The organism is Halomonas faecis (assembly GCF_010993975.1).
GTDB classification, from domain to species: domain Bacteria; phylum Pseudomonadota; class Gammaproteobacteria; order Pseudomonadales; family Halomonadaceae; genus Halomonas; species Halomonas faecis.
In genome coordinates, this window is sequence record NZ_JAACZO010000052.1 from 131,063 (window position 1) to 157,931 (window position 26,869).

Sequence of the window (26,869 nt, forward strand, 5' to 3'; positions counted from 1 at the left end):
GCCGCCATCGTCAGGTTAATGGGCGCGTATGCGGTCACTGGTCGGCGCAGGCTGCCTTGAACAAAGCGTCGTCTTCGTCGAGTCGACGCATCTGCTCGGTGCGAGGTTCGCGGTTGTCGCCGGCCAGTGGTACCAGCTCGCGACTGGAGCAGTTCATGAGGTGGGCCTGGTGGGAGACCTGATCGACGTACTCCTTGTCGAAGCGATAGAGAATGAATTCCACCAGACGTTGGTCGTCGGTCTCGCGGACGACCCGGTTGTCGTGGTCGATGACGTGAAAGCTCGTCGTCATGGGCACCAGAAAGGTCCATGGACGCCATACCATCGCCTCTTCTCGCGAGCTCACGACTTCGGCGGAGGGAGGCAGCTGTTGCTGCTTGTGCTCGAACCACGCGTACTCGGTCTGGATCTGGTAGCCCAGCATTCCCAGGCCGGCGCATACCGGAATGATCCAGCGGGGCAGGCGTTTGCCGCTGAGCGTGCGCAGCAGTAGGCCGATCCCCGCGGCGCCAAGGCCGGCGAAAAGGGCTGCAATCAAGTGCCATATCATAGAACAACCTTCCTGACAGCAATCGGGCTTCCCGCAGGAAGCCCGATCTTGGTGTGATTCCTGACCCCTGAGGGGTGCTGGGAATCGATTATGGCTTAGTGGTCGACGGCAGTGCCAGCGCCTTTCGGGAAGCGCACGCTTTCGACCAAATCCTGGATCTCTTGCGGCGGCTCCTCGGTGGCGTTGGAGACGGCGAATGCGACCGCGAAGTTGATCATCGCACCCACAGCACCGAAAGAGAGCGGGGAGATGCCGAGGAGCCAGTTGTCCGGCGAGTTCGGCAGCATGTTGGTGCCCGGAATGAAGAGCCAGCCCAGGTAGGTGAAGATGTACAGCAGGGTGGTACCCAAGCCTGCCAGCATGCCGGCGACCGCCCCTTTGTTGTTCACCCGCTTGGAGAAGATGCCCATCATCAGTGCCGGGAACAGCGAGCCGCCGGCAATACCGAAGGCCAATGCCACCGTCTGGGCGGCGAACCCGGGTGGGTTGAGACCCAGATAGGTCGCCACCAGAATGGCCCCGGCCATGGAGATACGGGCGGCCAACATCTCGCCTTTCTCGGTGATGTTGGGATTGATGGTGTTCTTGATCAGGTCGTGACTGATGGCCGACGAAATGGCCAGCAGCAGGCCTGCGGCCGTGGACAAGGCTGCCGCGATACCGCCGGCGGCGATTAGGCCGATGACCCAGCCCGGCAGGTTGGCGATTTCCGGGTTGGCCAGCACGAGGATGTCGTTGTTGACGGTCAGTTCGTTGCCTTCCCAGCCGCGATCCGAGAAATCGGCCGAGTCGTTGTAGAACTGGATGCGGCCGTCGTCGTTCTTGTCATCGAAGGTGATCAGCCCGGTCTCCTCCCAGGTGCGTACCCAACCGGGACGCTCCTCGTAGGGCAGCGCATTGCTGGCGGCCTCTTCGTAGTCATCCACCTGACCGGCCATCTCCGGATAGACCGTGGTCATCAGATTGAGGCGGGCCATGGAGCCAACGGCCGGTGCGGTGAGGTAGAGCAGGGCGATGAACACCAGTGCCCAGCCGGCCGACCAGCGGGCATCCGCGACGCGCGGCACGGTGAAGAAGCGGATGATGACGTGAGGCAGGCCTGCGGTACCCACCATCAGCGACAGGGTGAACAGCACCATGTTGAGCTTGTTGTCGACATCCGCCGTGTAGTCCCTGAAGCCCAGCGCATTGACCACTTCATCCAGCTTGGTCAGCAGCGGCAGCCCCGAGTCGGTGTGCGTGCTGAACATGCCGAACATCGGGATCGGATTGCCGGTCAGCTGCATGGCGATGAACACCGCCGGGATGGTGTAGGCGATGATCAGCACGATGTACTGAGCGACCTGGGTATAGGTAATGCCCTTCATGCCACCGAACACGGCGTACAGGAAGACGATGGCGGCGGCGATCCAGATCCCGGCTGTGTTGGGCACTTCCAGAAAGCGCGAGAAGGCCACACCGGCACCGGTCATCTGGCCGATGACGTAGGTCACCGAAGCCACGACCAGACAGATCACGGCGACCAGGCGTGCGGAGGTGCTGTAGAAGCGGTCACCGATGAAGTCGGGCACCGTGAACTTGCCGAACTTGCGCAGGTAGGGTGCCAGCAGCATGGCCAGGATGACGTAACCGCCCGTCCAGCCCATCAGGAAGGTGGAGTTGGCATAGCCGCCGGAGGCCAGCAGGCCCGCCATGGAAATGAACGAGGCGGCTGACATCCAGTCCGCGGCGGTGGCCATGCCGTTGGTCACGGGATGGACGCCGCCGCCGGCGACGTAGAAGTCCTTGGTCGATCCGGCGCGCGCCCAGATCGCAATGCCGATATAGAGGGCGAAGGAAGCGCCCACGAACAGCAGGTTGATGGCAAATTGGCTCATGCTTGCTTACTCCCCCAGGCCGAACTTTTCATCCAGCTTGTTCATCTTCCAGGCGTAGAAGAAGATGATGCCGATGAAGGTCAGGATGGAGCCCTGCTGGGCAAACCAGAAGCCCAGGTCGGTTCCGCCGACGGGAATGCCGGCCAGCAGGGGGCGAAACAGAATCGCGCAGCCATAGGACACCAGAGCCCAGACGATCAGGCACCCGGTGATGAGGCGAACGTTCGCCTTCCAGTAAGCAGCAGCGTTGGATTTATCGTCTGCCATGTCGTTGCTCTCCACTTGTTGTTGAGGTCGAGAAGCTGCTCTAAGAGTTGGGGTCGTTCATCGGGGTCGGCTCGTTGAGGTAGCGACGTCTCGTCAGGAATTCAGCTGTCGATGCCGCCGTGAAGGCTACCCAGGCGCCGTATGCTTGTTGCTGCCGGTGACGTCCATTGGCGAGCAAAAACCCCGTATGACTCACTGGCAATAGTGGTCAATGAATGAGGAAAAAAAATCCCAGACTTTGGTATCATGAACGAATGCCGATGCAAGTCACTTTTAACAAATACTTTAAAATCAATAATTTATTGTGTATCCGGGGATTCTTTATCCCTTCGGATTCCTCAGTATGGGACGATGGTATAGTCCTTTGTCGGTACGCCGGATACGGCTTGTCGGCCTTGATTGAGACGATGGTCGAAGCCTGCAAAGCTAGGACGATCGTCTAGCTATTACCCACAGAGACCCCTTTGCTATGCTGCCCGTGGTATTGCTCGGCATGTCGCCCTGGCGAGACGTTGCACATCCCCGTCTTCCGGGGTGGGCGAGGTCTCTCCAATCCAGAGGAGGGTGCTGGCGGCACGATGACCGAGCGATCGAAGACCAACAACAACAAAGGCGGCAATGGTGATGAAACCTGGCCAGGCGTGCGGCCGCCGTCTCTCGAGGAGAGCGCCATGGTTGACATCGACCTATCTCAACCCCCCTTCACGTTACTCGATGACGACGGGCGCGAACGCGTACGCGGTGGCGTCGATCTGGCCTATTTCGACCATGATGAAATCATCCTAGAGGCCGGGCAGCCGGGCGAGTACGTTTTCCTGATCCACAAGGGCGAGGTCGCCGAACTGGATACCATGCTGCCCGGGGCGCGTGAGCGTATCGGCCACTACACCCAGGGCGATCTGTTCGGTGCCATCAGCATACTCAACGGCAAGAGCCGCTACCGTTTCCGCGCCGAGCAGGAGAGTCTGTGCTATCTGCTGCCCAAGTCACTGTTCCTGTCGTTGTGCGATGACTATCCTGCCTTTGCCGAATTCTTCCGCCAGACGCTGGCCCACAAGACACGGCTGTTGACCGAACAGCGCGCCGAAGGCGGCGTGACCATGGCCGGCTTCATGCTCGCTCGAGTGGGCGAATGCATGCGCGAGCCGCTGTGCGTCGGCACCGAGGCCACCATTGCCGAGGCGGTGAAGACGCTTCGCGACAGTCATGCCGACAGCCTCCTCGTGCAGGGGCCGCAGGGTGCCGGCATGGTCACCAAGACCGACCTGCTCAATGCTCTGGTGCTCGACGGTTTGAGCCAGGAGCGGCCCGTGCTGGACGTGGCGCACTTCGAGCTGGTCACGGTCACTCCAGCCCAGTACCTCTTCGAGGCGCTGGTGATCATGACCCGCCACAAGGTGGAGCGCGTCGTCGTCATGGAGCAGGGAGCCCCCAGTGGCGTGGTCGAGCTGACCGACGTGTTGAGCTTCTTTTCCAGCCGCAGCTACGTGGTGAGCCTGCAGGTGGAACAGGCAAACAATCTGGAAGCGCTGACTCGGGCCAGCCACCGCACGCCGGAACTGGTCAAGGCACTGATGGCTCAGGGGGTCAAGCTGCGCTTCGCCATGGAACTGCTGGCCGCACTCAACGGCCGCATCATGTCCAAGGCGTGGAATTTCCTGATCGAGGAGCGTTACCACGCCCACAGCTGTCTGGTGGTCATGGGGAGTGAAGGGCGTGGCGAGCAGATCCTCAAGACCGATCAGGACAACGCCTTAATCCTCGAGGACGACCTCGAGTGGCCGGATCTCGACGAGCGCATGCAGGCGTTGACGGATACGCTCATCGAGCTGGGCTACCCTCCTTGTCCTGGCAATATCATGGTCTCCAACCCCGATTGGGTGGGTAGCGAGTCGCAGTGGCGCCAGCGCATCGTCAAGTGGGCGGCGGCACGTGACGGCGATAGCCTGATGAAGCTCGCCATTCTGCTCGACAGCCATGCGGTGGCGGGCAATCCAGTGCTGCTGGATCGAATGCGCGAGGCGCTGTTCGAGCAGTGTTCGCGTGACGAGCTGTTGCTCTCTTACTTCGCTCGGGCGGCGCTGCGTTTTTCCACGCCGCTGACCTTGTTCGGTTCACTGAAGAAGCCGCAGCACGGTATCGACATCAAGAAGGGCGGCATCTTCCCCATCGTTCATGGCGTACGCACCATGGCGCTGGAGCGGCGCATCAAGCCCACCTCGACGTTGGAGCGGCTCGACGCCCTCGCGGCGGATGGGCGGCTCGACGAACGTACCGCCGAGAATCTCGGCGAGGCACTGTCGCTGTTCACCGAGCTGCGCCTCAAGCAGCAGCTGGCCCGGCTCGACGGCGAGTTGGAGGGCCAGGATGCCAACCGGGTGGTGGTACAGGAGCTGTCGTCGCTGGAGCGCGATCTGCTGCGCGAGGCGCTGCATATCGTCAAGGAATTCAAGCAACACCTTTCGCACCGTTATCACCTCGAATACAGCTGATTGCCGGCGTGCCCGGCGTTAGGCATCGCGTGGCATGAGAGTGCCGCGACACCATCATCGACGCACGAGAGGAGGCATTGAGCATGCTACGAGCCTTGCGCCGGGTCAGTGACCGCCGCCGACATGCGGACGGCGAGTACGGCTGGCTGTTCCACCCCTACACCGGCGACGAGCTGGTCGCCATCGACTGCGAGACGACGGGGGTGGATACCCGTATTGCCGAACCCGTGGCCATTGCCGCGGTGAAGGTGCGAGGCGATCGCGTTCTGACCAGCGAGTCGCTGGATTTGCAGCTGCAGCGGCCCGAGACGCTGTCCGGCGACTCCATTCGTATCCACGGCCTGCGCGGTGTCGACCTGGACGATGGGGAGCAGCCCGAGCGGGCATTGATGCGACTGCTCGACTTCATCGGTAACCGCCCGTTGTTGGGTTGGCATCTGGATTTCATTCGGGCCGTGCTCGATCGTCAGCTGCGCCCTCGTTTTGGCTTCGATCTCCCCAATAGCGGTATCGATGTCTCTCACCTCTATTTCCGGCAGTTACGGCGTAGTCACGTCGAGGCCGATGCATCGGGGTTGCGCTTCGAGACCGTGGCCAAGACCCTGGGCGTGCCGGTGATGGGTCGCCATACGGCACTGGGCGATGCGGTGACCACGGCGCTGATGTATCTACGCCTGGAGCGTGGCGCCCCGGTGCAGCGCCGGGAAGCCTGAGTCCGCCCTGGAAGGCGTGCCAGGCGGCGCCGGCAGTGGTAGCATGGCGCCCCTCATCCACCCGATTGCTGCTGCGCCGTGACCATGTCAGACGTCGTTACCTTCGATCCGCTCGCTGGCGATGCCAGCCGCCATGACACCGCTGCTTCCTCTTCCGCGCTGGCGGCGGACGATGCGTCCGCGCCCCGACTCGGCACCAAGGGGAAGCGCGAGTTCAACAAGCTGCAGAAGCGGCTTCGCCGCCAGGTGGGCAACGCCATCATCGATTACGGCATGATCCGCGAGGGCGACAAGGTGATGGTGTGTCTGTCCGGCGGCAAGGACAGCTACACGCTGCTGGAGATCCTGCGCAATCTGCAGCGCAACGCGCCGGTGAATTTCTCGTTGGTGGCCGTCAACCTCGATCAGAAACAACCCGGCTTCCCCGAGCACGTGCTGCCGGAATATCTGAAATCGACCGGCGTCGACTACCACATCCTCGAGCGCGACACCTATTCGGTGGTCAAGGAGAAGACGCCGGAGGGCAAGACGACCTGCGCGCTCTGTTCGCGCCTGCGGCGCGGCTCGCTCTACGGCTTCGCCGAGGAGATCGGTGCCACCAAGGTGGCGCTGGGTCACCATCGCGAAGACATCCTCGAGACGCTATTCCTCAACCTGTTCTTCGGCGGCAGTCTCAAGGCGATGCCCCCCAAGCTGCTCTCCGACGATGGCAAGAACATCGTGATCCGTCCGCTGGCCTACTGCCGCGAGGCGGACATCGCCGAGTTCGCGCGGTTGATGGACTTCCCGATCATTCCCTGCAACCTGTGCGGTTCGCAGCCCAACCTGCAGCGCCAGGCCGCCAAGGAAATGCTGGCCGAGTGGGAGGCCAAGCACCCTGGCCGCCTGGAGAGCCTTTTCAAGGCGGTCACCAATGTGGCGCCGTCACAGCTCGCCGATCGCGACCTGTTCGATTTCCAGGGTCTGGAAGCGAAGCAGGCGCGGATGCAGGCCGATCGAATCGAACTGTGCAATGAGCTCTGAACCTCCGGCCTCAGCCCGACGCAACGCGCCCCCGCTGGAAGGTCAGCGAGGGCGCGAAACTGTCTGGGCTGGCGGCGAGGCGTTTCAGTGCTCTTCCTGGGCCTGTTCGATCAGCGCCTCCAGGTTGAGGATGTTCACCTCGCGACCCGAGACTTCCACTAGCTTCTGCTGCTGGAAGCGCCCGAGGATTCGGCTCACGGTTTCCACGGCCAACCCCAGGTAGTTGCCGATGTCCGCACGCGACATGGAGAGACGGAAGCTGTAGGGCGAATAGCCGCGCCGGCGAAAGCGATCCGAAAGGCTGGTGAAGAAGCTAGCCAGGCGCTGATCGGCGGTCTTGCGGGAGAGCAGGCGCATCATGCGGCGGTCGTCGCGCAATTCCTTGCTCATGCTGCGATATAGCTGGCCGCGCAGTTCGGGCAACTGCTCGGAAAGCGAGTCGAGGCGATCGAAGGGGATCTCGCAGACGGTGGTGGTCTCCAGGGCGATCACGCTGCCCGGATAGGCTTCCTCGTCGATGCCGTCGAGTCCCACCAGCTCGCTGGGCAGATAGAAATTGGTGACCTGGTCCTCTCCCGAACCCTCGGTGGTGATCTGCTTGAGGCTGCCGGAGCGCACCGCATACACGCTGTTGAAGCCACTGCCCTGACGGAACAAAGCCTCGCCTTTCTTGAGCGGGGCACGGCGACGAATGATCGCATCGAACTGTTCCATATCCTCGATCTCGAGCGCCAGTGGCAGGCACAGGGAACTCAAGCTGCAGTTCTGGCAACGGGTTTCGTGCAACAGCGAGCGCCGCTTGCTGGCCGCATTGACAGCCATGGCCACCTCCTCATCGTGATCATGGCGTCATTATGGAGCATTCTGCAGCGCGGGAAAATGCCGGTTGCGACGATTGGACGCAGACAAGCGGGGAACTTCGCGGTACCCCCTATGCCGGGGAAGGCGATGGTCCGCTAGGTGGGGGGCTGTGACGGGCGTCGAAGGCGTGGGCCAGGTGCGATGCGCGCAAGCGGCCCAGCGGCGTGACCAGCAGGCGGTTGCCCTGGCGCTCCATCAGGCCATCATGGAGGGGCGCTTCGAGACGTTGCAGGGCCTTAGCGAAGTAGCGTGAGGCGTCCAGGTCGAAACGTTCTCCGAGGGCATCCAGATCCAGCGCCATGTCGCACAGCAGTCGTTCGATGGCGTGGCGTCGCACCCGGTCATCGAAGGTGAGGCGCAGGCCACTGGCGACGGGCAGGTGGCTGGCGTCCAGAGCGGCTTCGTAAACAGCCAGGTCCACGGGGTTACGGCTGTAGGTGTCGTCGATGCGGGAATACGCCGAGACGCCCAGCCCCAGCAGGTCGTCGGCGGACTGGTCGGTGTACCCCTGGAAGTCGCGCGTGAGCCGGCCGTGGCGCTGGGCGACGGCAAGGCTGTCTTCGGGGCGAGCGAACTGGTCCAGCCCGAGATACACGTATCCCGCTGCGGTCAACTGGGCGACGGTGGTACGCAGGATCGCCAGCCGCTCGGCGACGTCGGGCAGTTGCTCGGCGCGAATGCGACGCTGGGTGGGAACGCGCTCCGGCTGATGGACGTAATCGCTCACTCGAAGGCGCGGGGGGGCCATGGCGATGACCTGCTCCAGGGTGGCGGCGAAGCTGTCACGGGTCTGGCCGGGCAGGCCGGCGATCAGATCCAGGTTGAGCGAACGGAAGCCCAGACGGTCGGCTTCGTCGATCAGCGCTTCAGTGAGAATGCGCGGTTGTACGCGATTGACGCCCTGCAATACCTGCGGGTCGAGGTCTTGCACGCCCAGGCTCAAGCGGTTAAAGCCCAGGGCCTGGAGGTGCCGCAGGGTGAAGACGTCGGCCTCCCGCGGGTCGACCTCGATGGCGTAATCCCGCTCGCGGCTTCCCGACAGGCCGAAGCGCGCGTCGAGCCGGTCGACCAGGTCACTCATCTGGTCCAGGGAGAGGAAGGTGGGCGTGCCTCCGCCCCAGTACAGCCGCTTGACTTCCCGCCCGGTGTCCAGATAGCGGCGTGCCAGTACCATTTCCCGGTCGAGCCGGGAAATGTAGGGATCCGCCTGACGGGTGAGCTTGCTGGCGACCTTGGAGCGATTGCAGTAAAAGCAAATCTTGCGGCAGAACGGCAGGTGCACGTACAGCGCGAGAGGGCGGCCGTGGCGGTTGCTGCGCGCCAGGGCGGATTCTAGGTCCGACTCGCCGAAGTCGCTGCCAAAGGCGCCCGGTGTCGGATAGCAGCAATAGGAGTCGCCGCCGCTGGTATAGCGCTGCAGCGTGGCATCGTCCCAGGCGGGAGGGTCGGGCATCTCTCGATGGGCTGACGTCGCGGAGACGAGCATGGGGCACTCCGACATGGCGAGAAGTGCCTTCATGCTAGCGGCCCCTCGACTTAGGCGGATTGAGCTGTGTCAAACGAAGTGCAATGGCGAAGAATTCCCGCCTCAATGCGCCAGTGGGGCGCTCCCTGTCGGCAATAGCGCCCAGAGTTGCCATAGGGCGAAGGCGATGATCGTCAAGGCGGCCACGCTGCGCGTGGCTGGGTGGCGGATCAGCGCCCCCATCTGGCGCGCGGCCATTCCGGTGACCAGCAGAGCGGGCAGGGTTCCCAGGCCGAAGGCGCCCATCAGCGCGGCACCGCGCCAGGGGTCGGCAACCGCCAGGCTCCAGGCCAGCATGGAGTAGACCAGGCCGCAGGGGAGCCAACCCCAGATGGCCCCCAGAGCCACCGCTTGTGGCACCTGGACCACCGGCATGAGCCGCCGCCCGAAAGGTTCGAGGTGCCGCCACAGCCGCTTGCCCAACGCCTCGACCTTGAGCAGCCCCTTCCACCAGTCGGCGATGTAGAGGGCCATCAGGATCAGCATGACGGCGGCGAAGGCCTGCAGCGCCAGGCGCAATTCGGCGCTCAAGGTGAGTAGGGTGCCGAGGCTGGCGACCAGCGCACCGGCGACCATGTAACTGGCGATGCGACCGGCGTTGTAGCCGAGCATCAGGCCGGAGAGCCGCATCGGAGAGCGCATGCTGGGCGGTACGGCAAAGGTCAGTGCGCTCATGATGCCACTGCACATGCCGATGCAGTGGGCACCCCCCAGCAGGCCGAACACGAAAGCGGCGGCCAGTGGCGGCAGGTCGAGGCCGGTCGGGTCCATCAGCGGTCGTCGCGTTCGGAGGGTGAGTCGACGTCCGTCGTGTTGCGGCGTTCGCGGCGGCGCTCACGTTCTTCCGGGGTGAAGTCGTTTTCGTCCTCGTCGAAGAGGATACGGTGGGCGGGGCCCTCGAGGTCGTCGAATTGGTCGTTCTTGACCGCCCAGAAGAAAGCCCACACGGCGAGGCCCAGAAGGATCAGTGAGAGGGGGATCAGCAGATAGAGAATGCTCATGCGGTCACCGGTCGAACGGCAGCAGATGGATCGTGTGCGATGGTGCGGCGAAAGCGGCCGAGACGCAGGGCATTGCCCACCACCACCAGCGAACTGGTCGACATGCCCAGTGCGGCGACCCAGGGGGGCACGATGCCCAGCGCCGCCAGTGGTAGGGCCGAGGCGTTGTAGCAGACCGACCAGATCATGTTCTGGCGCATGATGCGACGTGTGGCGCGGGCGATCTCGACGGCCTCGACCATACGGCCCAGGCGCGGACTGAGCAAGACGGCATCGGCGCTGGTGCGGGCCAGATCGGTGGCCCCGTTCATGGCCAGCGAGACGTCGGCGCCGGCCAAGACCGGTACGTCGTTGATGCCGTCGCCGACCATGGCGACGGTATAGCCCTCTGACTGGCGTTGGCGGATGTGGGCCAGCTTGTCCTCGGGACTGGCCCCGGCGCGCCAATCGGCGATGTCGAGCTGATCGGCAAGGGTTGCAACGGCGGCATGCGTGTCGCCGGAAAGCAGTTCGACGGCAATGCCGCGTTCGACCAGGGTGGCCAGCGTTTCGGCGGCATCCTCGCGCAGGCGGTCGCGCAGGGCGAACCAGGCTCGCGGTTCACCGCCCTCCGCGAGCAGCAGCCAGGTGCCCCCGCCGGGAGGTGTCAGGTCATGATCGGGGGCGGCGAAGGCGGGCTGGCCAAGCCGCCAGTGAGTGTCGTCGAGCACACCGCTCACGCCTTGCCCGGTGAGGCTGGTGCGTTCGCGTACCCCGGATACGCTACCGCGCCAGGGCCGGAAGGCGCGGGCAATGGGGTGCTCGGAGTGCGCTTCGAGGGCTGCCGCGATGGCCCGCGCCCGTTCGCCCGACAGCTGGCCCAGAGGTCGCGTCTCGATCAGCTGCATTTCGCCACAGGTCAGGGTGCCGGTCTTGTCGAAGATGACGCGGTCGACCTGGGAGAGCGTCTCGATGGCGTCGGCGCGAGTGACCAGGATGCCGCGGCGGCGCAACTGGCCATGACCGGCGGTGAGCGCTGTCGGTGTGGCGAGCGCCAGTGCGCAGGGACAGGTTACCACCAGCACGGAAAGCGTCACCCAGAGTACCCGGCTAGGGTCGATGAACCACCATACGGTGGCCACGCCGAGGGTGACGAACAGCAGGCGCAGCACGAACAGGTGCGCCATCCGCGAGGCCAGTTGGGCGAGACGCGGGCGGCTGGCGAAGGCACGATCGGTGAGGTCGACGATGCGTGCCACGCGAGCGTCCTTGCCGGCGTGGGTGACGCGCACCGTCAGCGGGCCGTCGATGTTCTGGCTGCCACCGGTGACGCTGTCGCCGCGGCCCCGGGTGACCGGCTGATATTCGCCGGTCAGCATCGATTCGTCGAGGCACGATTCGCCTTCCTCGATGATGCCATCCGCCGGCACGCTGTGACCGGGCTTGACCAGCACGCGGTCATCGCTGACCAACTGGTTGGCCGGCAGTATGCGCTCGTCGCCGTTGGCCTCGAGGCGTATGGCCGAAAGCGGCAGGGCGCCAGCGAGGGCATTGCCGGTATGCCCGCTGCGCCGACGAGCCCGTGCTTCCACGTAGCGACCGAAGAGCAGAAAGAAGGTGAACATCGCTACCGAGTCGAAATACACCTCACCGGTACCGGTGAGCACCGCATAGCCGCTGGCGAGGTAGGCGCCGCCAACGGCGATGGAGACCGGCACGTCCATGCCCAGCACCCGGGTGCGAACGTCACGCAATGCGTTGCGGAAGAACGGCATGGCCGAGAAGAACACGACCGGGGTGGCCAGGGCGAAGGAGAGCCAGTGGAAGAGCGCCAGGAAGTCGGCGCTGATGGCGCCCGGTTCGGACACGTAGATGGGAATGGAGAACATCATGACCTGGGCCATGCCCACTGCGGCCACGATCAGACGGCGCACCGTCATGCGTTCCTCGTGCTGCAGTCGCTGCTGGGCGATATCCGGCTCGTAGGGCTGGGCGGTGTAGCCGATGGCGGCGAGCTCGGCGAGCAGGTGCGAGAGCTTGAGCTGGTCAGGATCCCAACTGACGCGCACGCGATGATGGCTGAGGTTGACGGCGCTGGTGCTGACCCCCTCCAGCGCATTCAGGCGATGCTCGATCAGCCAGGCGCAAGCGGCGCAGGTGATGCCGTCCACGGCCAGGGTGGCATGGACGTAACCGCTGTCGCCTTCGGGGTGCACGAATTCGCGTTGCAGACCCGGGTCGTCGAATACCGCCCAAGTCTCGGTCTTCACCGTCTGCCGCTCGTCGGGACGTTCGGGCAGCTCGGTGCGAAAGCGATAGTAGCTTTCCAGGCCCCCATCGATGATGGCATGGGCGACCGCTTCACAGCCTGGGCAACACAGCGGATGACGCGCGTCGTCGAGGGTGATCGACCAGCTGGCGCCGTCTGGTACCGGGCTGCCGCAATGGTAGCAGTCGGTGGCGGCAGAATCAGCGGCGGATGCGGACATGGTCACCGGCATTCGGGGTGAGAGAGGCGGTCATCAGTTATCCCCAGGCAGGCTGGGCATCAGGGCGAAACCGCCTTCGCTGGGGAAATCGGCTTCGCCGAGCAGGCGCCACTCGGGATCTTCCTGGCTGGGTTGCAGCTGCAGGTACCAACGATAGCGCAGGTTGTCCGGTGCCTGGCCGAGATAGCGACCGTTTCGGGCGTGTTCGAGGGTGATCTCCTGGTCCCGGTCGCCGCGAGTCGGGAAGATCAGCTCGAGATAGAGGCGCTCGGGGCGAGCCTCTCCCTCCAGGTCGACGACGATATCGCTGGTCAAGGGGTCGATTCGCAGATCGGCGGCGAGCGAGAGCTCAGCGGCACGGCGCTGCTTGGCCAGGACCATGTTGATGGCCGTACCGTGTTCGTAATAGTCGTCCTGCACCATGCCATCGAATGAGCGTACCGAGAGCACGGCGAAAGTGGTGCTGACACCGATGGCACTGAACAGCAGGCCGATCAGGAACCAGGGCCAGAACTGCTTGTACCAGGGGGTGATGGGTTGCTGTTCCATCGTCATCTCCGGGCGTCTCCCAGGAAGCGGATTTCATGCGTCAGGGAAATATCGTCATTCTGCAGGGATTGCAGGTGCAGCTGGATGGCATGGCTGGGTTGCTCGATCACATCGGGATCGGCGGTGACTTCGATCACCTCCAGGCGCGACTCGCCTCCGGGCACGCGAAGCGTATCGGTGTCCAGGGACAGCCCAGGCAGTCCGCTGACGGCGAGGCGGTAATCGTGCGCTTCACGGTCGAGGTTGCGCACCCTGAGAGTATAGATGTTGCGGATCTGCCCTTCGCGCGTCATCTGGTAGAGCTGGCCACGTTCGCGTTCGACATCCACGTTGACCAGGCTGCGGTCGGTAACGGCCCAAGCGAACAGCCCGATCATCACCAGCAGCGCCGCCAGGTAACCGAGCAGGCGCGGCCGCAGGATATGCGACTTCTTGCCCTCCAAAGCGTTCTCGGTGGTGTAGCGGATCAGCCCGTGCGGGTAGCCCATCTTGTCCATGACGCTGTCGCAGGCGTCGATGCAGGCGGCGCAGGTGATGCATTCGTACTGCAGGCCATCGCGGATGTCGATGCCGGTGGGGCAGACTTGCACGCACAGATCGCAGTCGATGCAGTCGCCGTGCCCGGCGGCCCGTGCGCCTTCATGGCCGAGGCTGCGCTTGCGCGGGCCGCGGGGTTCGCCACGCGAGGCGTCGTAGGAGACGATCAGAGTGTCGGCATCGAACATCACGGACTGGAAGCGTGCATAGGGGCACATGTAGATGCAAACCTGCTCGCGGAGCCAGCCGGCGTTGAGATACGTGAAGAGCGTGAAGAAGCCGACCCAGAAGTAGGACCAGCCGTGGGCGGATAGGGCCGGCAGTTCCACGACCAGGTCACGAATCGGGGTGAAGTAGCCGACGAAGGTGATGCCGGTAGCGGCGGCAATGGCTAGCCAGATGGCGTGCTTGCCTGTCTTGCGCCACGCTTTTTCCGCATCCATGGCGGCGCGGTCGAGCTTGATGCGACGATTGCGCGGGCCTTCCAGGCGATGCTCCACCCAGATGAACAGGAAGGTCCAAACGCTTTGCGGGCAGGTATAGCCGCACCATATGCGTCCGGCGAAGACGGTGATGAAAAAGAGCCCGAAGGCACAGATGATCAGCAGCCACGACAGCAGCATGAACTCCTGCGGATAGAAGGTGGCAGCAAAGAGATGGAATTCCCGTGAGGGCAGGTCGAACCAGATCAGCGGTCGGTCGCCCCATTGCACCCAGGGCAGCCCGAAGAAGGCCAGCATCAGTAGCCAGTTGGCGCTGCGTCTCAGGCGTTGGAAGACGCCCTTGATCTCGCGCACGTAAATGTGGCGGCGTCGGGCGTACATGTCCTGCCCGTCGGAGGCGTGTGGCGTCTTGCCACGCGGTGCAGAGTGGCCCGCGGTGTCCGGGGTCACGTCTTGGGTCGGGATCTTGTCACTCATGGCGAACTCGCGGCGGGAGCCTGGGTCAGGCAAGCGATGATGGTCGCCTCATTGTACCGGGGCGGGCACGGGTATCGGCAGGGTGCGACGGGAGGCCGCACCCTGCCGTGCCGGGCTTAGTCCTGACGGCTCAGGCTATAGACGTAGGCGGCGACCAGATGGACGCGCTCCTCGCCAATGTAGGCTTCCTGGGCCGGCATATGGCCGTTACGACCGTTACGCAGAGTCTGACGGACCGAGTCGGCGACGCTCTGCCCCGGCGCCTGGTAGAGCCAGGTGTCGTTGGTCAGGTTGGGGGCGCCCAGCCCCTGGTTGCCAGTGCCTTCGGGCCCGTGGCAGGCGGTGCACACGGAGGCGTAAGTCGAGGCGCCCTGCTCGGCTCGTTCGGCATCGTGCTCCAGGTCGGAGAGCGAAAGAACGAACTGGGTCACGTTCTCGATGTTCTCCGCGCCCAGCTGCTGCCAGGAGGGCATCAGGCCGTTGCGCCCCTGAACCAGACTGGTCACGATCTGCTCCGGCTTGCCACCGTAGAGCCAATCGTCGTCGGTGAGATCGGGGAAGCCATAGCCGCCCTGGGCATTGGCGCCATGACACACCGCGCAGTTGTTCTGGTAGATGCGTTCGGCCACCTGCATGGCTTCGTCGTCACGGGCCAGCTCGGGGATCGGCACTTCCTGGTACTGGGCGAAGATCGGCGTGAAGCGTTCCTCGGCACGTGCCACTTCTTCCTCCCACTGGCCTTCCTGGGTCCAGCCCAGAAGGCCGGCGAAATTACCCAGCCCCGGGTAGAGCAACAGATAGCCCAGTGAAAAGACGATGGTGCCAATATAGAGCTGCAACCACCAGCGCGGCAGCGGATTGTCGTACTCCTCGATGCCATCGGCGGCATGGCCCGTGGTTTCGACGTTGCCTTCGGCGTCCGGCGTCTTGTCGGTCTTGCGGTTGGCGTACAGCAGCCAGAAGGCGAACACCAGCGAGCCTAGCGTGATGACGATGATCCAGGCGCTCCAGAACCCGGAAAGGGAGTCGTCCCAAAGATTATTCATGCGTTCCTGTCTCCCCTGTCTTGGCGGGAATCGGCGGGTCGGGAACCGGCCTCCTCGTGCCGCGTCTCGCTGTGGCGAGTCGTGGCGTGGCTGTCACGGTCGCGGGTGTCATCCTCATCGGCGAATGGCAGGTTGGCCGCCTCGTCGAAGTCCGGCTTGCGTCGTCTCGAATAGGCCCAGGCGGTGATGCCCAGGAAGGCGAGTATCAGCAGGCCAGTGATGATGCCGCGGAAGGTTCCGGTATCCATGATCAACGCGTGCCCTCGAGCACGGTACCCAGTTGTTGCAGATAGGCGATCAGCGCAGTGACCTCTTGCTCGCCGCGCACCTCGCTGGTGGCGTTCTCGATCTGCTCGTCGGTGTAGGGCACGCCCAGGGTGCGCAGGGTGCGCATCTTCTTGGGTGTGTCTTCCCCGTCCAGCGTGTTCTCGAACAGCCAGGGGTAGGCGGGCATGATCGACTCCGGCACCACGTCGCGCGGGTTGTACATGTGGGCGCGGTGCCAGTCGTCACTGTAGCGTCCACCCACGCGGGCGAGGTCGGGACCGGTGCGTTTGGAGCCCCACAGGAAGTTGAAGTCGTAGATGAATTCACCGGCCACGCTGTAGTGACCGTAGCGTTCGGTCTCGGCGCGGAACGGGCGGATCATCTGTGAATGACAGCCGACGCAGCCCTCGCGGCGATAGATGTCGCGACCTTCCAGTTCCAGAGCGGTGAGCGGGCGCAGGCCGTCGACCGGTTCCGTGGTCTGTTTCTGGAAGAACAGCGGCACGATCTCGGCCAGGCCGCCGAAGCTGATCACCACCAGGATCAGCACGGCCAGCAGGCCTACGTTCTTTTCGACGATCTCGTGTCTCATTGGTCTTGGTATCCCCGGTTGCTCAGGCGGTCTGCGGAATCGGCTGACGGGCGGCTTCGCTGCCCTTGACCGTCATGAAGACGTTGTAGGCCATGATCAGCATGCCCACGACCCAGAAGACGCCGCCGATCAGGCGCACGATGTAGCCGGGCCCACTGGCCTCGACCGCCTCGATGAAGGTGTACATCAGCGTGCCGTCGGGGTTGATGGCGCGCCACATCAGGCCCTGCAGGATGCCGTTGACCCACATCGAAGCGATGTAGAGCACGGTGCCGATGGTGGCGAGCCAGAAGTGCACGGCGATCAAGTTCACCGAGTGCATTTCGGTGCGGCCGAACAGGCGCGGGATCAGGTGGTACATGGAGCCGATGGTGATCATCGCCACCCAGCCCAAGGCGCCGGCATGCACGTGGCCGATGGTCCAGTCGGTGTAGTGGGAGAGCGCATTGACGGTCTTCACCGCCATCATCGGCCCCTCGAAGGTGGACATACCGTAGAACGACAGGGCGACCACCAGGAAGCGCAGGGTGGGGTCGGTGCGCAGCTTATGCCAGGCGCCGGACAGGGTCATCATGCCGTTGATCATGCCGCCCCAGGAGGGAGCGAGCAGGATGATCGACATGATCATGCCCAGCGACTGCGCCCAGTCGGGCAGGGCCGTGTAGTGCAGGTGGTGCGGGCCGGCCCACATGTAGACCATGATCAGCGCCCAGAAGTGGACGATGGACAGGCGGTAAGAGTAGACGGGGCGTTCTGCCTGCTTGGGCACGAAGTAGTACATCATCCCCAGAAAGCCCGCGGTGAGGAAGAAGCCCACGGCGTTGTGCCCGTACCACCACTGCACCATGGCATCGATGGTGCCGGCGTAGATCGACGTCGAGTAGAACGCGGTGACCGGAAGGGACAGGTTGTTGACGATGTGCAGCACGGCCACCGTGAGGATGAAAGCCGCGAAGAACCAGTTGGCCACGTAGATGTGGGAGGTCTTGCGCTGCTTGATGGTCATCAGGAAGACGATGGCGTAGCTGACCCAGACCACGGCGATCAGGATGTTGATCGGCCACTCCAGTTCGGCGTACTCCTTGGTGGTCGTCAGGCCGAGCGGCAGGGTGACGACCGCGGAGAGGATCACCGCCTGCCAGCCCCAGAAGGTGAAGGCGGCCAGCTTGTCGGCGAACAGGCGCGTCTGGCAGGTGCGCTGTACGACGTAATACGACGTGGCGAATAGTGCCGAGCCACCGAAGGCGAAGATGACGGCATTGGTGTGCAACGGACGCAAGCGGCCGAAGCTGGTCCAAGGTAGGTCGAGGTTGAGTTGCGGCCATACCAGCTGTGCGGCAAGGATGACACCGAGGAGCATTCCCACGATGCCCCACACCACTGTCATGATCGCGAACTGCCGAACTACCTTGTAGTTGTAGGTCGGGTGCTCTAATGCTGTGCTCATGTCAGATTCCCATCGAACGCGGTAACGGGAGCCGGCCGTGGCAGAGTGCCGCAGTCGACGCCCCCGGTAGGGTAATGCAGGTCAAAACAGGGCGAATTCTAGCGCAGCCGACTTGTTCACTGAAACACGATCCAAGGGAAAAACCCTGCCGAGACTTTGACGTGCGTCGAGTTTTTCGTCACTAGTCATTGCTGGAGTCCCGGTTCGCGGGGCGCGACCGTCTTCGCGGCGCTCAACGATGGCTGATCGGTCGGGCCGGGGTGCGACATTGCGCCACATGTCGGCGGTCTTTGGTTGGACGCTTCACCCTGTCATCGACACGGTGGCGCTGGTAGCGCCAAGGGCGGAAAGGCGTTGACAAGCGCCCGGGGGCCTGTAGAATGCAGCGCCACGTGGCCAGGGGTGGTTAGCTCAGTTGGGAGAGCACCAGCCTTACAAGCTGGGGGTCACAGGTTCGAACCCTGTACCACCCACCATCATCGCCAGTTGGCGTTGTCGATCACGTGGAAGCATGCTGCGGACCGGTAGTTCAGTCGGTTAGAATGCCGGCCTGTCACGCCGGAGGTCGCGGGTTCGAGTCCCGTCCGGTCCGCCACTTGCCTTCCGTTGCCAGCGTAGTTGTGGACCGGTAGTTCAGTCGGTTAGAATGCCGGCCTGTCACGCCGGAGGTCGCGGGTTCGAGTCCCGTCCGGTCCGCCACCACGGCAGCAACGACAAGCGGTAATCGTGGGTGATTAGCTCAGTTGGTTAGAGCACCAGCCTCACATGCTGGGGGTCACTGGTTCGAGTCCGGTATCACCCACCATGCGGACCGGTAGTTCAGTCGGTTAGAATGCCGGCCTGTCACGCCGGAGGTCGCGGGTTCGAGTCCCGTCCGGTCCGCCATCGCGAATTTCGACCCCGAGCCCAGCGGCTCGGGGTTTTCGTATGCGAACGATTCGTTCCCGCGCCGCCATTGGGTAGCCCTCCTCGTCTCGCCTTTCCCCTGACGTCTTGTGCAGGTCGTCGCGCCAATCCGTGCGATGCTTTGGCAGTTTTTTGCGCTTCGTTGTCATCTATCATACAGTTGTTTGAAAATGGTGGTGCGACCACCCCGCGACGCGAACACCAAGAGGATTCCGCCGTGCATTTTCCGCATCTGTTTCGCCCGCTCGAGCTGGGCCATCTGACGTTACCCAATCGGGTTCTGATGGGCTCGATGCATACCAACCTGGAGGAGACGCCGGACGGTTTCTCCCGTCTGGCGACGTTCTATGCCGAGCGTGCCCGCCAGGGTGTCGGCCTGATCGTCACCGGAGGCATTGCTCCCAATCCCGAAGGGGCGGTCTTCCAGGGGGCCGCGACTCTCCAGCATGCTTCCCAGTTGGCCGATCATCGCCAGGTGGTCGAGGCGGTGCATGCCGAGGGAGGGCGTATCTGCCTGCAGATTCTGCATGCCGGGCGCTATGCCTATTCGCCGGAGCTGGTCGCTCCTTCGCCGATCCAGGCGCCGATCAATCCCTTCGTGCCGCGCGCACTGAGTGACGAGGAGGTGGAGCGCCAGGTCGATGACTACGTGCACTGCGCCACCCTGGCGTTCCAGGCCGGTTATGACGGCGTCGAGGTGATGGGCTCCGAGGGCTACCTGATCAACCAGTTCCTGTGCCGGCGCACCAACCAGCGTTCAGACCGCTGGGGTGGGACGTTCGAGAACCGCATGCGCTTTGCCGTGGAGATCGTGTCGCGCATTCGCCAGGCGGTGGGCGACGACTTCCTGCTGATCTTCCGCCTGTCGATGATCGATCTGGTGGAAGCGGGCAGCACCTTCGAAGAGGTCGTGGCGTTGGGGCGTGCCATCGAAACCGCCGGGGCGGACGTGATCAACACCGGTATCGGTTGGCACGAGGCGCGCGTGCCGACCATCGTCACCAGCGTGCCGCGGGCCACCTTCACCGAGGTGACTCGGCGCATGAAGGCCGAGCTGTCGGTGCCGTTGATCACCACCAACCGCATCAACATGCCCGAGGTGGCGGAGCGGGTGCTCGCCGAGGGGCATGCCGACATGGTCTCCATGGCGCGCCCCTTCCTCGCCGATCCGGCCTGGGTGAGCAAGGCGGCCGAAGGGCGCGGCGACGAGATCAATACTTGCATCGCCTGCAACCAGGCCTGCCTGGATCATACCTTTCAGGGCAAGCTCACTTCGTGTCTGGTCAATCCCCAGGCCTGTCATGAGACGGAGCTCATCATCGAGCCCGCCAACGCGCCCCGTGAGATTGCCGTGGTCGGCGGGGGGCCCGCAGGTTTGGCCGCGGCAGTGACCGCCGCGGGGCGCGGGCATCGGGTCACACTCTTCGAACGTAATGCCGAGCTGGGAGGGCAGTTCAACCTGGCGCGCCGCATTCCCGGCAAGGAAGAGTTCGCCGAGACGCTGCGCTACTTCCGCGTGATGCTCGACAAGCACGGCGTCACGTTGCGCCTGGGTACCGAGGTCGATGTCCAAGCCCTGAAGGATTTCGAAGCGGTGGTGCTGGCCTCCGGCGTACGTCCGCGTGCTCTCGAACTGCCGGGCATCGACCACCCCTGCGTGCTCGCCTACCCAACGGCGATCCAGCATCCCGAGCGAGTGGGGCCGCGTGTGGCGATCATCGGAGCAGGTGGCATCGGCTTCGACGTGGCCGAGCTGCTGACGCATGCCGGAAGCCCGGCGCTGGACCGCGAGGCCTGGTGTGCCGAATGGGGAGTCGACCTCAGCGTTGCCGAGCCCGGCGGTATCGTCGCCCCGCAGCGGCCGGGCGTGCCACGTCAGGTCACGCTCCTGCAGCGCAAGACCACCAAGCCGGGCAAGGGGCTCGGCAAGACCACCGGCTGGGTACACCGTGCCTCGCTCAGGCACCGTGGCGTGGAGGCGTTGACGGGCTGCGAATACCTGCGCATCGACTCGGCGGGATTGCATATTCGGCAGGCAGGAGAGGAGCGCTGTCTGGCGGTGGACAGCGTGGTGGTCTGCGCCGGCCAGGAGCCCGTGCGCGAGCTGCTGGACCCGCTGACCGACACCGGCATCGAAACTCACCTGATCGGCGGTGCCGACGAGGCGGCCGAACTGGACGCCAAGCGTGCCATCGAACAGGGCACGCGCGTGGCGGCGGCGCTGTAAATCATTCCAGCGATACGGCCATCGAGCCGGATAGCACCAGTGCAATGAGGTCGGCCTGGCGGTGGGTGTCGGTTTTCTGAAAGAGGTTGCGCAGATGGAAGGCCACGGTAGTGGGCGATACGGCCATGCGTTCGGCGATTTCGTCGCTGCGCTGCCCTTCGGTCAGGGCCAGAGCAATACGCGCTTCGGTGGGCGTCAGTCCGAACAGGCGGGCGAGCACCTGCCGGGAGACATGGGCTCGCTTCTCCGGATCGGAGAGCATCACCACGGTGACCGGCTCCTTGCCAGGCTGGGCGGTGTCGCGGCTCAGCGAACAGACCAGAACCAGCAGGTCACGCCGCTTGCCGGGACGGCTCAGGCGCAGGCAGTCCACACGCTCCTCGCCGTCCCGGCTAGCCGCCAGGGACATGCGCAACGTGTGACGCAATGACTGGCGATCCCCCGGAGACGAGGTGGCAAACCGTGTCTCCAGGCTCAACCCGGGTGTCGTATCTGCAAGCTGCTGGGCGGCACGGTTGGCGAACAGCACGGATCCATTCTCATCAAGAAGCACCATGCCGGGCGCTACCAGATCGAGTGCGCGCGTTGCCGCCTGGAACGCTTGCTGGCTTGCCTGTTGGTGCAGTCCGCTCATCGCTTGGCGAAGCTCATCGATCTCCCTGGCGACCTTGTGCCGCATGCGCCCTACCTGGCGCAGGCGTGCATCCAGGGTGGCCAGCATCAGGTCGAAATCGATTGGCTTGATCAAGTAGTCGTCGGCGCCTAGGCGCTTGCCCTCGATGACTTCACGGGTATCCGACAAGGCAGAGAGGAAAACGAAGGGGGTATCGGCGAGGTCGGGGCGCGTGTCGCGGATCACACGCAGTACCTCATAGCCGCTGCACCCGGGCATGCTGATGTCGCAGAGGATCAGGTCCGGTACGGCGGCCTGGATCTGGGCCAGCGTTTCTTCGCCGTCACTGGCTTCGATGACGGCGTAGCCGGCTTCACGCAGCTCATCGCGGATGTCGCCACGCAGCTCGGCGTGGTCCTCGGCGAGCAGAATGAGCAGGCTGGCGGTGTCGGCGAGGGAGTCGTTCATGGTGTTGTGGCCTCCTTGTCGGCGAGCGGTAGCGTCAACGTCATCGTCGTGCCGACGTTCATCCGTGAGGTCACGGTGATGTCTCCGTTCTGGAGACGTGCCAGGTGGCGGGCGATGTGCAGCCCCAAGCCGATGCCCTGGGTCGAGGTGGCGTTGCGGGCACGGAAATAGCGCTCGAAAAGATGCGGCAAATCTTGGTCTGCAATGCCGATACCGCGATCCTGGATGTGACATCCGGCCCGATCGGCATGTCGGGTCAGATGCACGCTGACTCGAGTGTCCTCGGGCGAGTACTTCAACGCGTTGGCGATCAGGTTGGCCATGATCTGTTCGGCCAGCGAACGGTCACAGCACACGGCGAGCCGTGAGGGCCCCTCGAGGTCGATGCGATCTCTACCGGCGGCCTCTTGCTGCAGCCGGCACACCTGTTCAGCGATCTCGCGCAGGTCGTGCCGGGCGGGGGCGACGGTCACCTGCCCGCCATCCAGGCGCGCCGTCGTCAGCGAGTTGTCGACCAGGCGCGTCATCTGCGCCACAGCGTCACGTACCCGTTCGTAACGCGTCTGGCGTTCGTTAGGCGGCATTCGCTCGCCACGCCGAATGAGACGCTGCAGGCTGGAATCGATCACCGCCAGTGGAGTGCGAAACTGATGTGACACCATGGCCGCAAAGCTGCGGTAGAAGTCGCTGATCTGGCGTTCCTGGACGAGCGAGCGTTCGAGCTGCTGGGCTGCCAGGCGCTGGCGTATCGCCTTGATCAGCAGAAAGGCCAGCAGCAGCCCACTGAGCAGGATCCCGACCACCGAGGCGATCACCTGCACAAGGCTGCGGCGATGTCGATCCAGGCGTTCGCCGGTGTGTTCCCATCCTTCGATCATCACGGCGTTGGCGATACGATTGAGCGACATCATTACCGGCTTCAGCCGCTGGTGAATCGCATCGGCGGCCGAGTAATGGCCGGGCTGAAGGTCTTCCAGCAACGGTTCGATGGCGACCAGAGCCTCGAAGGCGTCGTCCACCGGGTCGGCGAAGCCGATGTCGGCCAGATAGCGACGCTGGGGGCCCTCGTCGAGGAGCACCAGTCGGCTGGCCAGGATGTCATGGCGTAGCGCAGGGCGCACCTGTTCGTCTCCCAGAACTCGGCGATGGACTTCCTCGTCCAGGCGATGGCTGGCGACTTGGGCCTGGGTGATCACCCACAACATGTTCTCGCTGACATTGACGCGCATATCCTGCTCGACTTGAAACAGCCGGAACAGCGAAAAGCCGAGAAAGGCCGCAAAGGCGACCACTGCGACAACCGGCAGCAGATGGGCTGGACGTCGCCGAAGCGCGAATGTCATTGAATCTCCAGGTGCTCCAGTTGCCACACCCAGCGATAGTCGTAGCGGATGTCCTGCAGTTCGTCATGATCGTCGCGGGGATAGACGATCCATAGGGGTCCCTTGTCGCGCGGGGTCAGCGCCTCGCCGTCCATGTGGGTGGCGACCACGACGTCGAATTCTCGAAAATCCTCGCGAGGGATCTCGACCACGTAGTCGTTGAGTGCCGTGGCCACGACCGTGTCGCCTTCGGCGCCGACCCTCGCCAGCAGGTCGCGCATCAAAAATCCCTCGAAGTGATTGATGCCGTCGGTCACCACGGTGGACGTGGCCAGCTTGCGTGGTGGCAGCGCAGCCAGCATTTGGCGGTCGAAGTGTGCCTCGTCGCCGACATTGGTATGGGCAATGGTTCCTTCGATGCGCAACAGAGGAGGTCCTTCGGGTGGGGGCAGGGGGTCAGTCGCCGCGGGCAGTGCGGTCAGTATTAGCAGCCCGCCGACCAGAAGATGCAGGAACCGAGCGGTGAGTGAGGTGCAGTAGTGCTCCAGCATGGTGGGCTCCTCGAGGGGCTCTGGGAAACATGGTCACCATAGCCAATATCACCCGTATTATCTTCCGACTACCCAGGTTGCTTGTCCCCGTTCGAACGGACGGGGGCAGCCTGGTGCGAGTGAACTAGGGTGGGTCGGATGATTGATGGAGGCCGATGATCCCAGCCCGGTGGCGGCACCGGGTACCCCGACGAGCCAGTCAGCCTGGCGCGCCGACGGGCATGGTGCGACATGTCGGCGCTCCGGTGGGCGATTGGCGGTGTGAGACAACGAGAGGAGGTAACGATGTTACATCGAGACCCTGCGGGGCGATGCGTCCGTGACAAGGCAGGACATGGCGTGATCGCTCTCGGACTGGCGGTGAGTGGGTGGCTCGCCCCGGCCGTCGTCAACGGGTCGCCGGACTGGTCCGCTGCGGAGCTGAAGCACGAAATCGAGCTCACGGGAGACCGCGTGGAGCGGTTGGCACTGTCACCCGAGGGGGAGACCGTGGCCAGCACCGCAAGCGGGCACCTTGCGGTGTGGGAGCTGGCCACCGGCAAGCTGCTTCATCGACTGGATGGTCACCGTTCCCCGGAGGTGGAGCGGCCGCTCCCCGTCGCCGGGCTCGCCTTCGGTCCCGATGGCACGATCTTGGCGAGCACCAGTTGGACCCCGGGGGTGGCGCCCGAGGCATCGCTCAAACTCTGGAGCCTGGTTTCGGGAGAGCGACTCCAGGCGCTGGCGGGTGGAAAGGGGTGCCGGGAAGTCAGCTTCTCGGCCGATGGCGACAGTGTCTGGGCGGCCTGTGGCCGGAATGTGCAGCGCTATGCGCTGGACACGGGTCGGGTTGTCGAGCGCTTGGGGCACTTTCCGGCTGAACTGGAACGGTCGGGTGACGCCGAGGCTGCCGCCGCTGCCCTGCCGATGCCCCGACAAGGCGACGCCGATGCGCTGGCCTTGAGCGAGGATGGTACCCAGTTGGCCTGGGCTGGGCGGCCGCCGACCTATCCCTCGCCGGTCATCCGCCTCTGGCAAGCCCATGCCGGCGATGCCGCTGGCGAGGTGGCCGACGACGGGGAGTCAGCAGCCTTTCGCGGCCAGGCGCTTCCCGAGGTCGCCCCCACCCGCGATCCGCTGGCGCTCTCGCGTGACCTCTATGGGCTGGAGGCACCCAGTCCCATTAGCGAGGAACGTGTGGCGCAGCGAATGCTGGCGTCCGGAGAGGTGCGCGTCATCCTCACCTTGAGCAACCTCGCAGACGATGCCGTGCGGGCCTGGCGGTATCGGCTGACGTTCGAGCCCTTGGAGGACGGCGAATGGGAACTCGTCCGCGTGGGGCGCCAGCAGCAGTGTCGCCGTGGGCCGACCGAACCGGATGCGTGGACCACTGAGCTCTGCCTGTAGGTGAGCGCTGCTGGCCAGAGCGTGCTGGCTTCCACTGGGGGCCGTTTGCCATGGCCGGCGGTGGCTGGCCGGAGGCTCCCCGTTGATACGAACGGGGTCACAAGGCGATGGAATGGCTAGTCTAATGAGCTTGGTGACTTGAGTGTCGTTGGCTGAGGTTTTGGCAATTGCGCAGGAGGACTCATGTGGGACTTTCAGATCGGCCGTTCGCTAGGCCTGATGATCAAGACGCTGCCGTTCATCCTATTTCGCTTGGCAGTTTACTTCGGAGTGGCGCTCGCCTATGTGCTGATGACCGGCGTGGGAGCCGGTGTCGGCTGGGGCATTGGCGGTCTGGGTGATGTCGGGTTTCGCGCCGGAGCCACCTTTTGGGGTGGGGTGGTCGGCTTCGGCATCGTGGGGGCCGTGATGTACGTGCTGCGTGAGTACCTGCTCTACATGGTCAAGGCCGGCCATATCGCTGTGCTGGTGGAGCTGCTCGACGATCAGGCCCTGCCGTCGGGTCGCGGCCAGATAGATCATGCCTCGAAGGTGGTCAAGACGCGATTCGGCCAGGCCAGCGTGCTGTTCGGGGTGGATCAACTGATAAAGGGAGTGCTGCGGGCCATCACTGGCATGACCCGTGGGCTATTTCGTCTGCTGCCGATTCCCGGTGCTCGTCAGTTCATCGCGATACTCGAAGCCTTCCTCAAGATTGCAGTGGGCTTCATCGATGAGGTGATTCTCGCCTACTGCATCCGCACCGGATCCGACAATGCCTGGGCGTCGTCGCAGGAAGCTCTGGTGCTCTATGGTCAGAATGCCAAGCCGATGCTCAAGAATGCCGCTTGGCTGGCGCTGATCGTCTATGGACTCTCCTTCGTCATCTTCCTGGTCATGCTGGCGCCAGCAGCGCTGGTGGCCTATCTGATTCCCGGGGGGTGGTCGGCCACCGGCGTGATCGTAGCGCTGCTGTTCGCTTGGAGCGTCAAGGTGGCGGTGCTGGAACCCTTTGCCATCACCTGTCTGATGCAGGCTTATTTCAAGGTCATCGATGGCCAGTCCCCGGACCCGGAATGGGAAGCCAAGCTGGAGGGGATATCGAAGAAGTTCCGCAAGCTCAAGGAGCGAGCCACGGAAGACGGCAGCCAGGGCCTGGCCGACAGCGTCTCTGCACAGAGTGCCCGGTAAGGGGGAGCCTCGCCTGCTGAGCGGCTGCTGCGGCTGCCCGTCGAGCGTCCTTGCAGCGTTTATTGTCTCTGGCTTTCGCTCATCGAACCCT

Annotated in this window: 23 protein-coding genes and 5 tRNA genes; 11 read left to right on the forward strand and 17 right to left on the reverse strand. The window is 64.0% G+C overall.

What is annotated here, in order from left to right; translation table 11 throughout:
- Positions 1-34 precede the first annotated feature (34 nt).
- The 3 genes from GFD32_RS15155 to GFD32_RS15165 all read right to left on the reverse strand — a co-directional run bounded on the left by GFD32_RS15155 (position 35) and on the right by GFD32_RS15165 (position 2,694).
- A complete protein-coding gene (locus tag GFD32_RS15155; protein ID WP_163577438.1) occupies positions 35-550 on the reverse strand; it encodes a hypothetical protein in 516 nt (171 codons plus the stop codon).
- Between the two features lie 95 nt (positions 551-645).
- Positions 646-2,427, reverse strand: a complete 1,782-nt coding sequence (locus GFD32_RS15160; protein ID WP_163577439.1) for a sodium:solute symporter family protein — start codon at positions 2,425-2,427, stop codon at positions 646-648.
- Positions 2,428-2,433: 6 nt separating this feature from the next.
- Complete coding sequence (locus tag GFD32_RS15165; RefSeq protein ID WP_163577440.1) at positions 2,434-2,694, reverse strand: DUF4212 domain-containing protein; 261 nt, start codon at positions 2,692-2,694, stop codon at positions 2,434-2,436.
- A gap of 671 nt (positions 2,695-3,365) precedes the next feature.
- Here GFD32_RS15165 and GFD32_RS15170 point away from each other — a divergent pair.
- The 3 genes from GFD32_RS15170 to ttcA all read left to right on the forward strand — a co-directional run bounded on the left by GFD32_RS15170 (position 3,366) and on the right by ttcA (position 6,922).
- Positions 3,366-5,186, forward strand: a complete 1,821-nt coding sequence (locus tag GFD32_RS15170; RefSeq protein ID WP_163577441.1) for a DUF294 nucleotidyltransferase-like domain-containing protein — start codon at positions 3,366-3,368, stop codon at positions 5,184-5,186.
- A gap of 83 nt (positions 5,187-5,269) precedes the next feature.
- Positions 5,270-5,899 (forward strand): 3'-5' exonuclease, encoded by a 630-nt coding sequence (locus GFD32_RS15175; RefSeq protein ID WP_163577442.1) that lies wholly within the window; start codon positions 5,270-5,272, stop codon positions 5,897-5,899.
- Between the two features lie 84 nt (positions 5,900-5,983).
- Positions 5,984-6,922: a tRNA 2-thiocytidine(32) synthetase TtcA gene (gene ttcA / locus GFD32_RS15180; protein ID WP_163577443.1), complete on the forward strand. Its 939-nt coding sequence runs from the start codon at positions 5,984-5,986 to the stop codon at positions 6,920-6,922.
- A gap of 84 nt (positions 6,923-7,006) precedes the next feature.
- Here ttcA and fnr read toward each other — a convergent pair whose 3' ends face one another.
- The 11 genes from fnr to ccoN all read right to left on the reverse strand — a co-directional run bounded on the left by fnr (position 7,007) and on the right by ccoN (position 18,135).
- A complete protein-coding gene (gene fnr / locus GFD32_RS15185; protein WP_163577444.1) occupies positions 7,007-7,744 on the reverse strand; it encodes a fumarate/nitrate reduction transcriptional regulator Fnr in 738 nt (245 codons plus the stop codon).
- 109 nt (positions 7,745-7,853) lie between these two features.
- Complete coding sequence (gene hemN, locus GFD32_RS15190) at positions 7,854-9,302, reverse strand: oxygen-independent coproporphyrinogen III oxidase (RefSeq protein ID WP_407081082.1); 1,449 nt, start codon at positions 9,300-9,302, stop codon at positions 7,854-7,856.
- A 69-nt stretch (positions 9,303-9,371) separates the two neighbouring features.
- Entirely contained in the window at positions 9,372-10,079 is a 708-nt protein-coding gene (locus GFD32_RS15195) for a sulfite exporter TauE/SafE family protein (protein WP_163577445.1), read from the reverse strand.
- Positions 10,079-10,309: a cbb3-type cytochrome oxidase assembly protein CcoS gene (ccoS, locus tag GFD32_RS15200; RefSeq protein WP_163577446.1), complete on the reverse strand. Its 231-nt coding sequence runs from the start codon at positions 10,307-10,309 to the stop codon at positions 10,079-10,081. The genes GFD32_RS15195 and ccoS overlap by 1 nt, the downstream gene beginning before the upstream one ends.
- Entirely contained in the window at positions 10,306-12,777 is a 2,472-nt protein-coding gene (locus GFD32_RS15205) for a heavy metal translocating P-type ATPase (RefSeq protein WP_163577447.1), read from the reverse strand. The genes ccoS and GFD32_RS15205 overlap by 4 nt, the downstream gene beginning before the upstream one ends.
- A 33-nt stretch (positions 12,778-12,810) precedes the next feature.
- On the reverse strand, positions 12,811-13,326 hold the full coding sequence (locus GFD32_RS15210) for a FixH family protein (protein WP_163577448.1): 516 nt from the start codon (positions 13,324-13,326) through the stop codon (positions 12,811-12,813).
- A gap of 2 nt (positions 13,327-13,328) precedes the next feature.
- Positions 13,329-14,783 (reverse strand): cytochrome c oxidase accessory protein CcoG, encoded by a 1,455-nt coding sequence (gene ccoG / locus GFD32_RS15215; protein WP_163577449.1) that lies wholly within the window; start codon positions 14,781-14,783, stop codon positions 13,329-13,331.
- Between the two features lie 116 nt (positions 14,784-14,899).
- Positions 14,900-15,829 carry a cytochrome-c oxidase, cbb3-type subunit III gene (gene ccoP / locus GFD32_RS15220; RefSeq protein ID WP_163577450.1) on the reverse strand — a complete coding sequence of 310 codons (930 nt, stop codon included), beginning with the start codon at positions 15,827-15,829 and terminating at the stop codon, positions 14,900-14,902.
- A complete protein-coding gene (locus tag GFD32_RS15225; protein ID WP_163577451.1) occupies positions 15,826-16,077 on the reverse strand; it encodes a cbb3-type cytochrome oxidase subunit 3 in 252 nt (83 codons plus the stop codon). Before GFD32_RS15225 ends, ccoP begins: the two co-directional genes overlap by 4 nt.
- 2 nt (positions 16,078-16,079) lie before the next feature.
- Entirely contained in the window at positions 16,080-16,688 is a 609-nt protein-coding gene (gene ccoO / locus GFD32_RS15230) for a cytochrome-c oxidase, cbb3-type subunit II (protein WP_163577452.1), read from the reverse strand.
- 22 nt (positions 16,689-16,710) lie between these two features.
- Positions 16,711-18,135: a cytochrome-c oxidase, cbb3-type subunit I gene (ccoN, locus tag GFD32_RS15235; protein ID WP_163577453.1), complete on the reverse strand. Its 1,425-nt coding sequence runs from the start codon at positions 18,133-18,135 to the stop codon at positions 16,711-16,713.
- A 400-nt stretch (positions 18,136-18,535) separates the two neighbouring features.
- On the opposite strand from ccoN, the gene GFD32_RS15240 reads away from it, so the two are divergent.
- From GFD32_RS15240 to GFD32_RS15265, 6 genes are all read left to right on the forward strand, one after another.
- A tRNA-Val gene (locus GFD32_RS15240) sits at positions 18,536-18,611 on the forward strand.
- Positions 18,612-18,653: 42 nt separating this feature from the next.
- Positions 18,654-18,730, forward strand: a tRNA-Asp gene (locus GFD32_RS15245).
- Positions 18,731-18,757: 27 nt separating this feature from the next.
- Positions 18,758-18,834, forward strand: a tRNA-Asp gene (locus GFD32_RS15250).
- Positions 18,835-18,863: 29 nt separating this feature from the next.
- Positions 18,864-18,940: transfer RNA gene (locus GFD32_RS15255), tRNA-Val, on the forward strand.
- 3 nt (positions 18,941-18,943) lie between these two features.
- Positions 18,944-19,020 (forward strand) — tRNA-Asp (locus GFD32_RS15260).
- Between the two features lie 238 nt (positions 19,021-19,258).
- Positions 19,259-21,268 (forward strand): NADPH-dependent 2,4-dienoyl-CoA reductase, encoded by a 2,010-nt coding sequence (locus GFD32_RS15265; RefSeq protein ID WP_163577454.1) that lies wholly within the window; start codon positions 19,259-19,261, stop codon positions 21,266-21,268.
- A 1-nt stretch (position 21,269) separates the two neighbouring features.
- Here GFD32_RS15265 and GFD32_RS15270 read toward each other — a convergent pair whose 3' ends face one another.
- The 3 genes from GFD32_RS15270 to GFD32_RS15280 are packed head-to-tail and all read right to left on the reverse strand — an operon-like array spanning position 21,270 to position 24,222.
- Entirely contained in the window at positions 21,270-22,349 is a 1,080-nt protein-coding gene (locus tag GFD32_RS15270) for a response regulator (RefSeq protein ID WP_163577455.1), read from the reverse strand.
- A complete protein-coding gene (locus GFD32_RS15275) occupies positions 22,346-23,692 on the reverse strand; it encodes a sensor histidine kinase (RefSeq protein WP_205599151.1) in 1,347 nt (448 codons plus the stop codon). Before GFD32_RS15275 ends, GFD32_RS15270 begins: the two co-directional genes overlap by 4 nt.
- Positions 23,689-24,222 carry a molybdopterin-dependent oxidoreductase gene (locus tag GFD32_RS15280; protein WP_163577456.1) on the reverse strand — a complete coding sequence of 178 codons (534 nt, stop codon included), beginning with the start codon at positions 24,220-24,222 and terminating at the stop codon, positions 23,689-23,691. Before GFD32_RS15280 ends, GFD32_RS15275 begins: the two co-directional genes overlap by 4 nt.
- Positions 24,223-24,561: 339 nt before the next feature.
- Between GFD32_RS15280 and GFD32_RS15285 the strand changes: the two genes are divergently transcribed.
- Together GFD32_RS15285 and GFD32_RS15290 are read left to right on the forward strand one after the other, a co-directional pair.
- On the forward strand, positions 24,562-25,608 hold the full coding sequence (locus GFD32_RS15285; protein WP_163577457.1) for a WD40 repeat domain-containing protein: 1,047 nt from the start codon (positions 24,562-24,564) through the stop codon (positions 25,606-25,608).
- 183 nt (positions 25,609-25,791) lie between these two features.
- Entirely contained in the window at positions 25,792-26,778 is a 987-nt protein-coding gene (locus GFD32_RS15290; protein WP_163577458.1) for a hypothetical protein, read from the forward strand.
- The last annotated feature ends 91 nt before the right edge of the window (positions 26,779-26,869 follow it).

Excerpts from the sequence above, each read along its gene's own strand:
- GFD32_RS15155 (WP_163577438.1), bottom strand. The coding sequence starts at position 550 with ATGATATGGCACTTGATTGCAGCCCTTTTCGCCGGCCTTGGCGCCGCG.
- GFD32_RS15160 (WP_163577439.1), bottom strand. The coding sequence starts at position 2,427 with ATGAGCCAATTTGCCATCAACCTGCTGTTCGTGGGCGCTTCCTTCGCC.
- GFD32_RS15165 (WP_163577440.1), bottom strand. The coding sequence starts at position 2,694 with ATGGCAGACGATAAATCCAACGCTGCTGCTTACTGGAAGGCGAACGTT.
- GFD32_RS15170 (WP_163577441.1), top strand. The coding sequence starts at position 3,366 with ATGGTTGACATCGACCTATCTCAACCCCCCTTCACGTTACTCGATGAC.
- GFD32_RS15175 (WP_163577442.1), top strand. The coding sequence starts at position 5,270 with ATGCTACGAGCCTTGCGCCGGGTCAGTGACCGCCGCCGACATGCGGAC.
- ttcA (WP_163577443.1), top strand. The coding sequence starts at position 5,984 with ATGTCAGACGTCGTTACCTTCGATCCGCTCGCTGGCGATGCCAGCCGC.
- fnr (WP_163577444.1), bottom strand. The coding sequence starts at position 7,744 with ATGGCTGTCAATGCGGCCAGCAAGCGGCGCTCGCTGTTGCACGAAACC.
- hemN (WP_407081082.1), bottom strand. The coding sequence starts at position 9,302 with ATGAAGGCACTTCTCGCCATGTCGGAGTGCCCCATGCTCGTCTCCGCG.
- GFD32_RS15195 (WP_163577445.1), bottom strand. The coding sequence starts at position 10,079 with ATGGACCCGACCGGCCTCGACCTGCCGCCACTGGCCGCCGCTTTCGTG.
- ccoS (WP_163577446.1), bottom strand. The coding sequence starts at position 10,309 with ATGAGCATTCTCTATCTGCTGATCCCCCTCTCACTGATCCTTCTGGGC.
- GFD32_RS15205 (WP_163577447.1), bottom strand. The coding sequence starts at position 12,777 with ATGTCCGCATCCGCCGCTGATTCTGCCGCCACCGACTGCTACCATTGC.
- GFD32_RS15210 (WP_163577448.1), bottom strand. The coding sequence starts at position 13,326 with ATGGAACAGCAACCCATCACCCCCTGGTACAAGCAGTTCTGGCCCTGG.
- ccoG (WP_163577449.1), bottom strand. The coding sequence starts at position 14,783 with ATGAGTGACAAGATCCCGACCCAAGACGTGACCCCGGACACCGCGGGC.
- ccoP (WP_163577450.1), bottom strand. The coding sequence starts at position 15,829 with ATGAATAATCTTTGGGACGACTCCCTTTCCGGGTTCTGGAGCGCCTGG.
- GFD32_RS15225 (WP_163577451.1), bottom strand. The coding sequence starts at position 16,077 with ATGGATACCGGAACCTTCCGCGGCATCATCACTGGCCTGCTGATACTC.
- ccoO (WP_163577452.1), bottom strand. The coding sequence starts at position 16,688 with ATGAGACACGAGATCGTCGAAAAGAACGTAGGCCTGCTGGCCGTGCTG.
- ccoN (WP_163577453.1), bottom strand. The coding sequence starts at position 18,135 with ATGAGCACAGCATTAGAGCACCCGACCTACAACTACAAGGTAGTTCGG.
- GFD32_RS15270 (WP_163577455.1), bottom strand. The coding sequence starts at position 22,349 with ATGAACGACTCCCTCGCCGACACCGCCAGCCTGCTCATTCTGCTCGCC.
- GFD32_RS15275 (WP_205599151.1), bottom strand. The coding sequence starts at position 23,692 with ATGACATTCGCGCTTCGGCGACGTCCAGCCCATCTGCTGCCGGTTGTC.
- GFD32_RS15280 (WP_163577456.1), bottom strand. The coding sequence starts at position 24,222 with ATGCTGGAGCACTACTGCACCTCACTCACCGCTCGGTTCCTGCATCTT.
- GFD32_RS15290 (WP_163577458.1), top strand. The coding sequence starts at position 25,792 with ATGTGGGACTTTCAGATCGGCCGTTCGCTAGGCCTGATGATCAAGACG.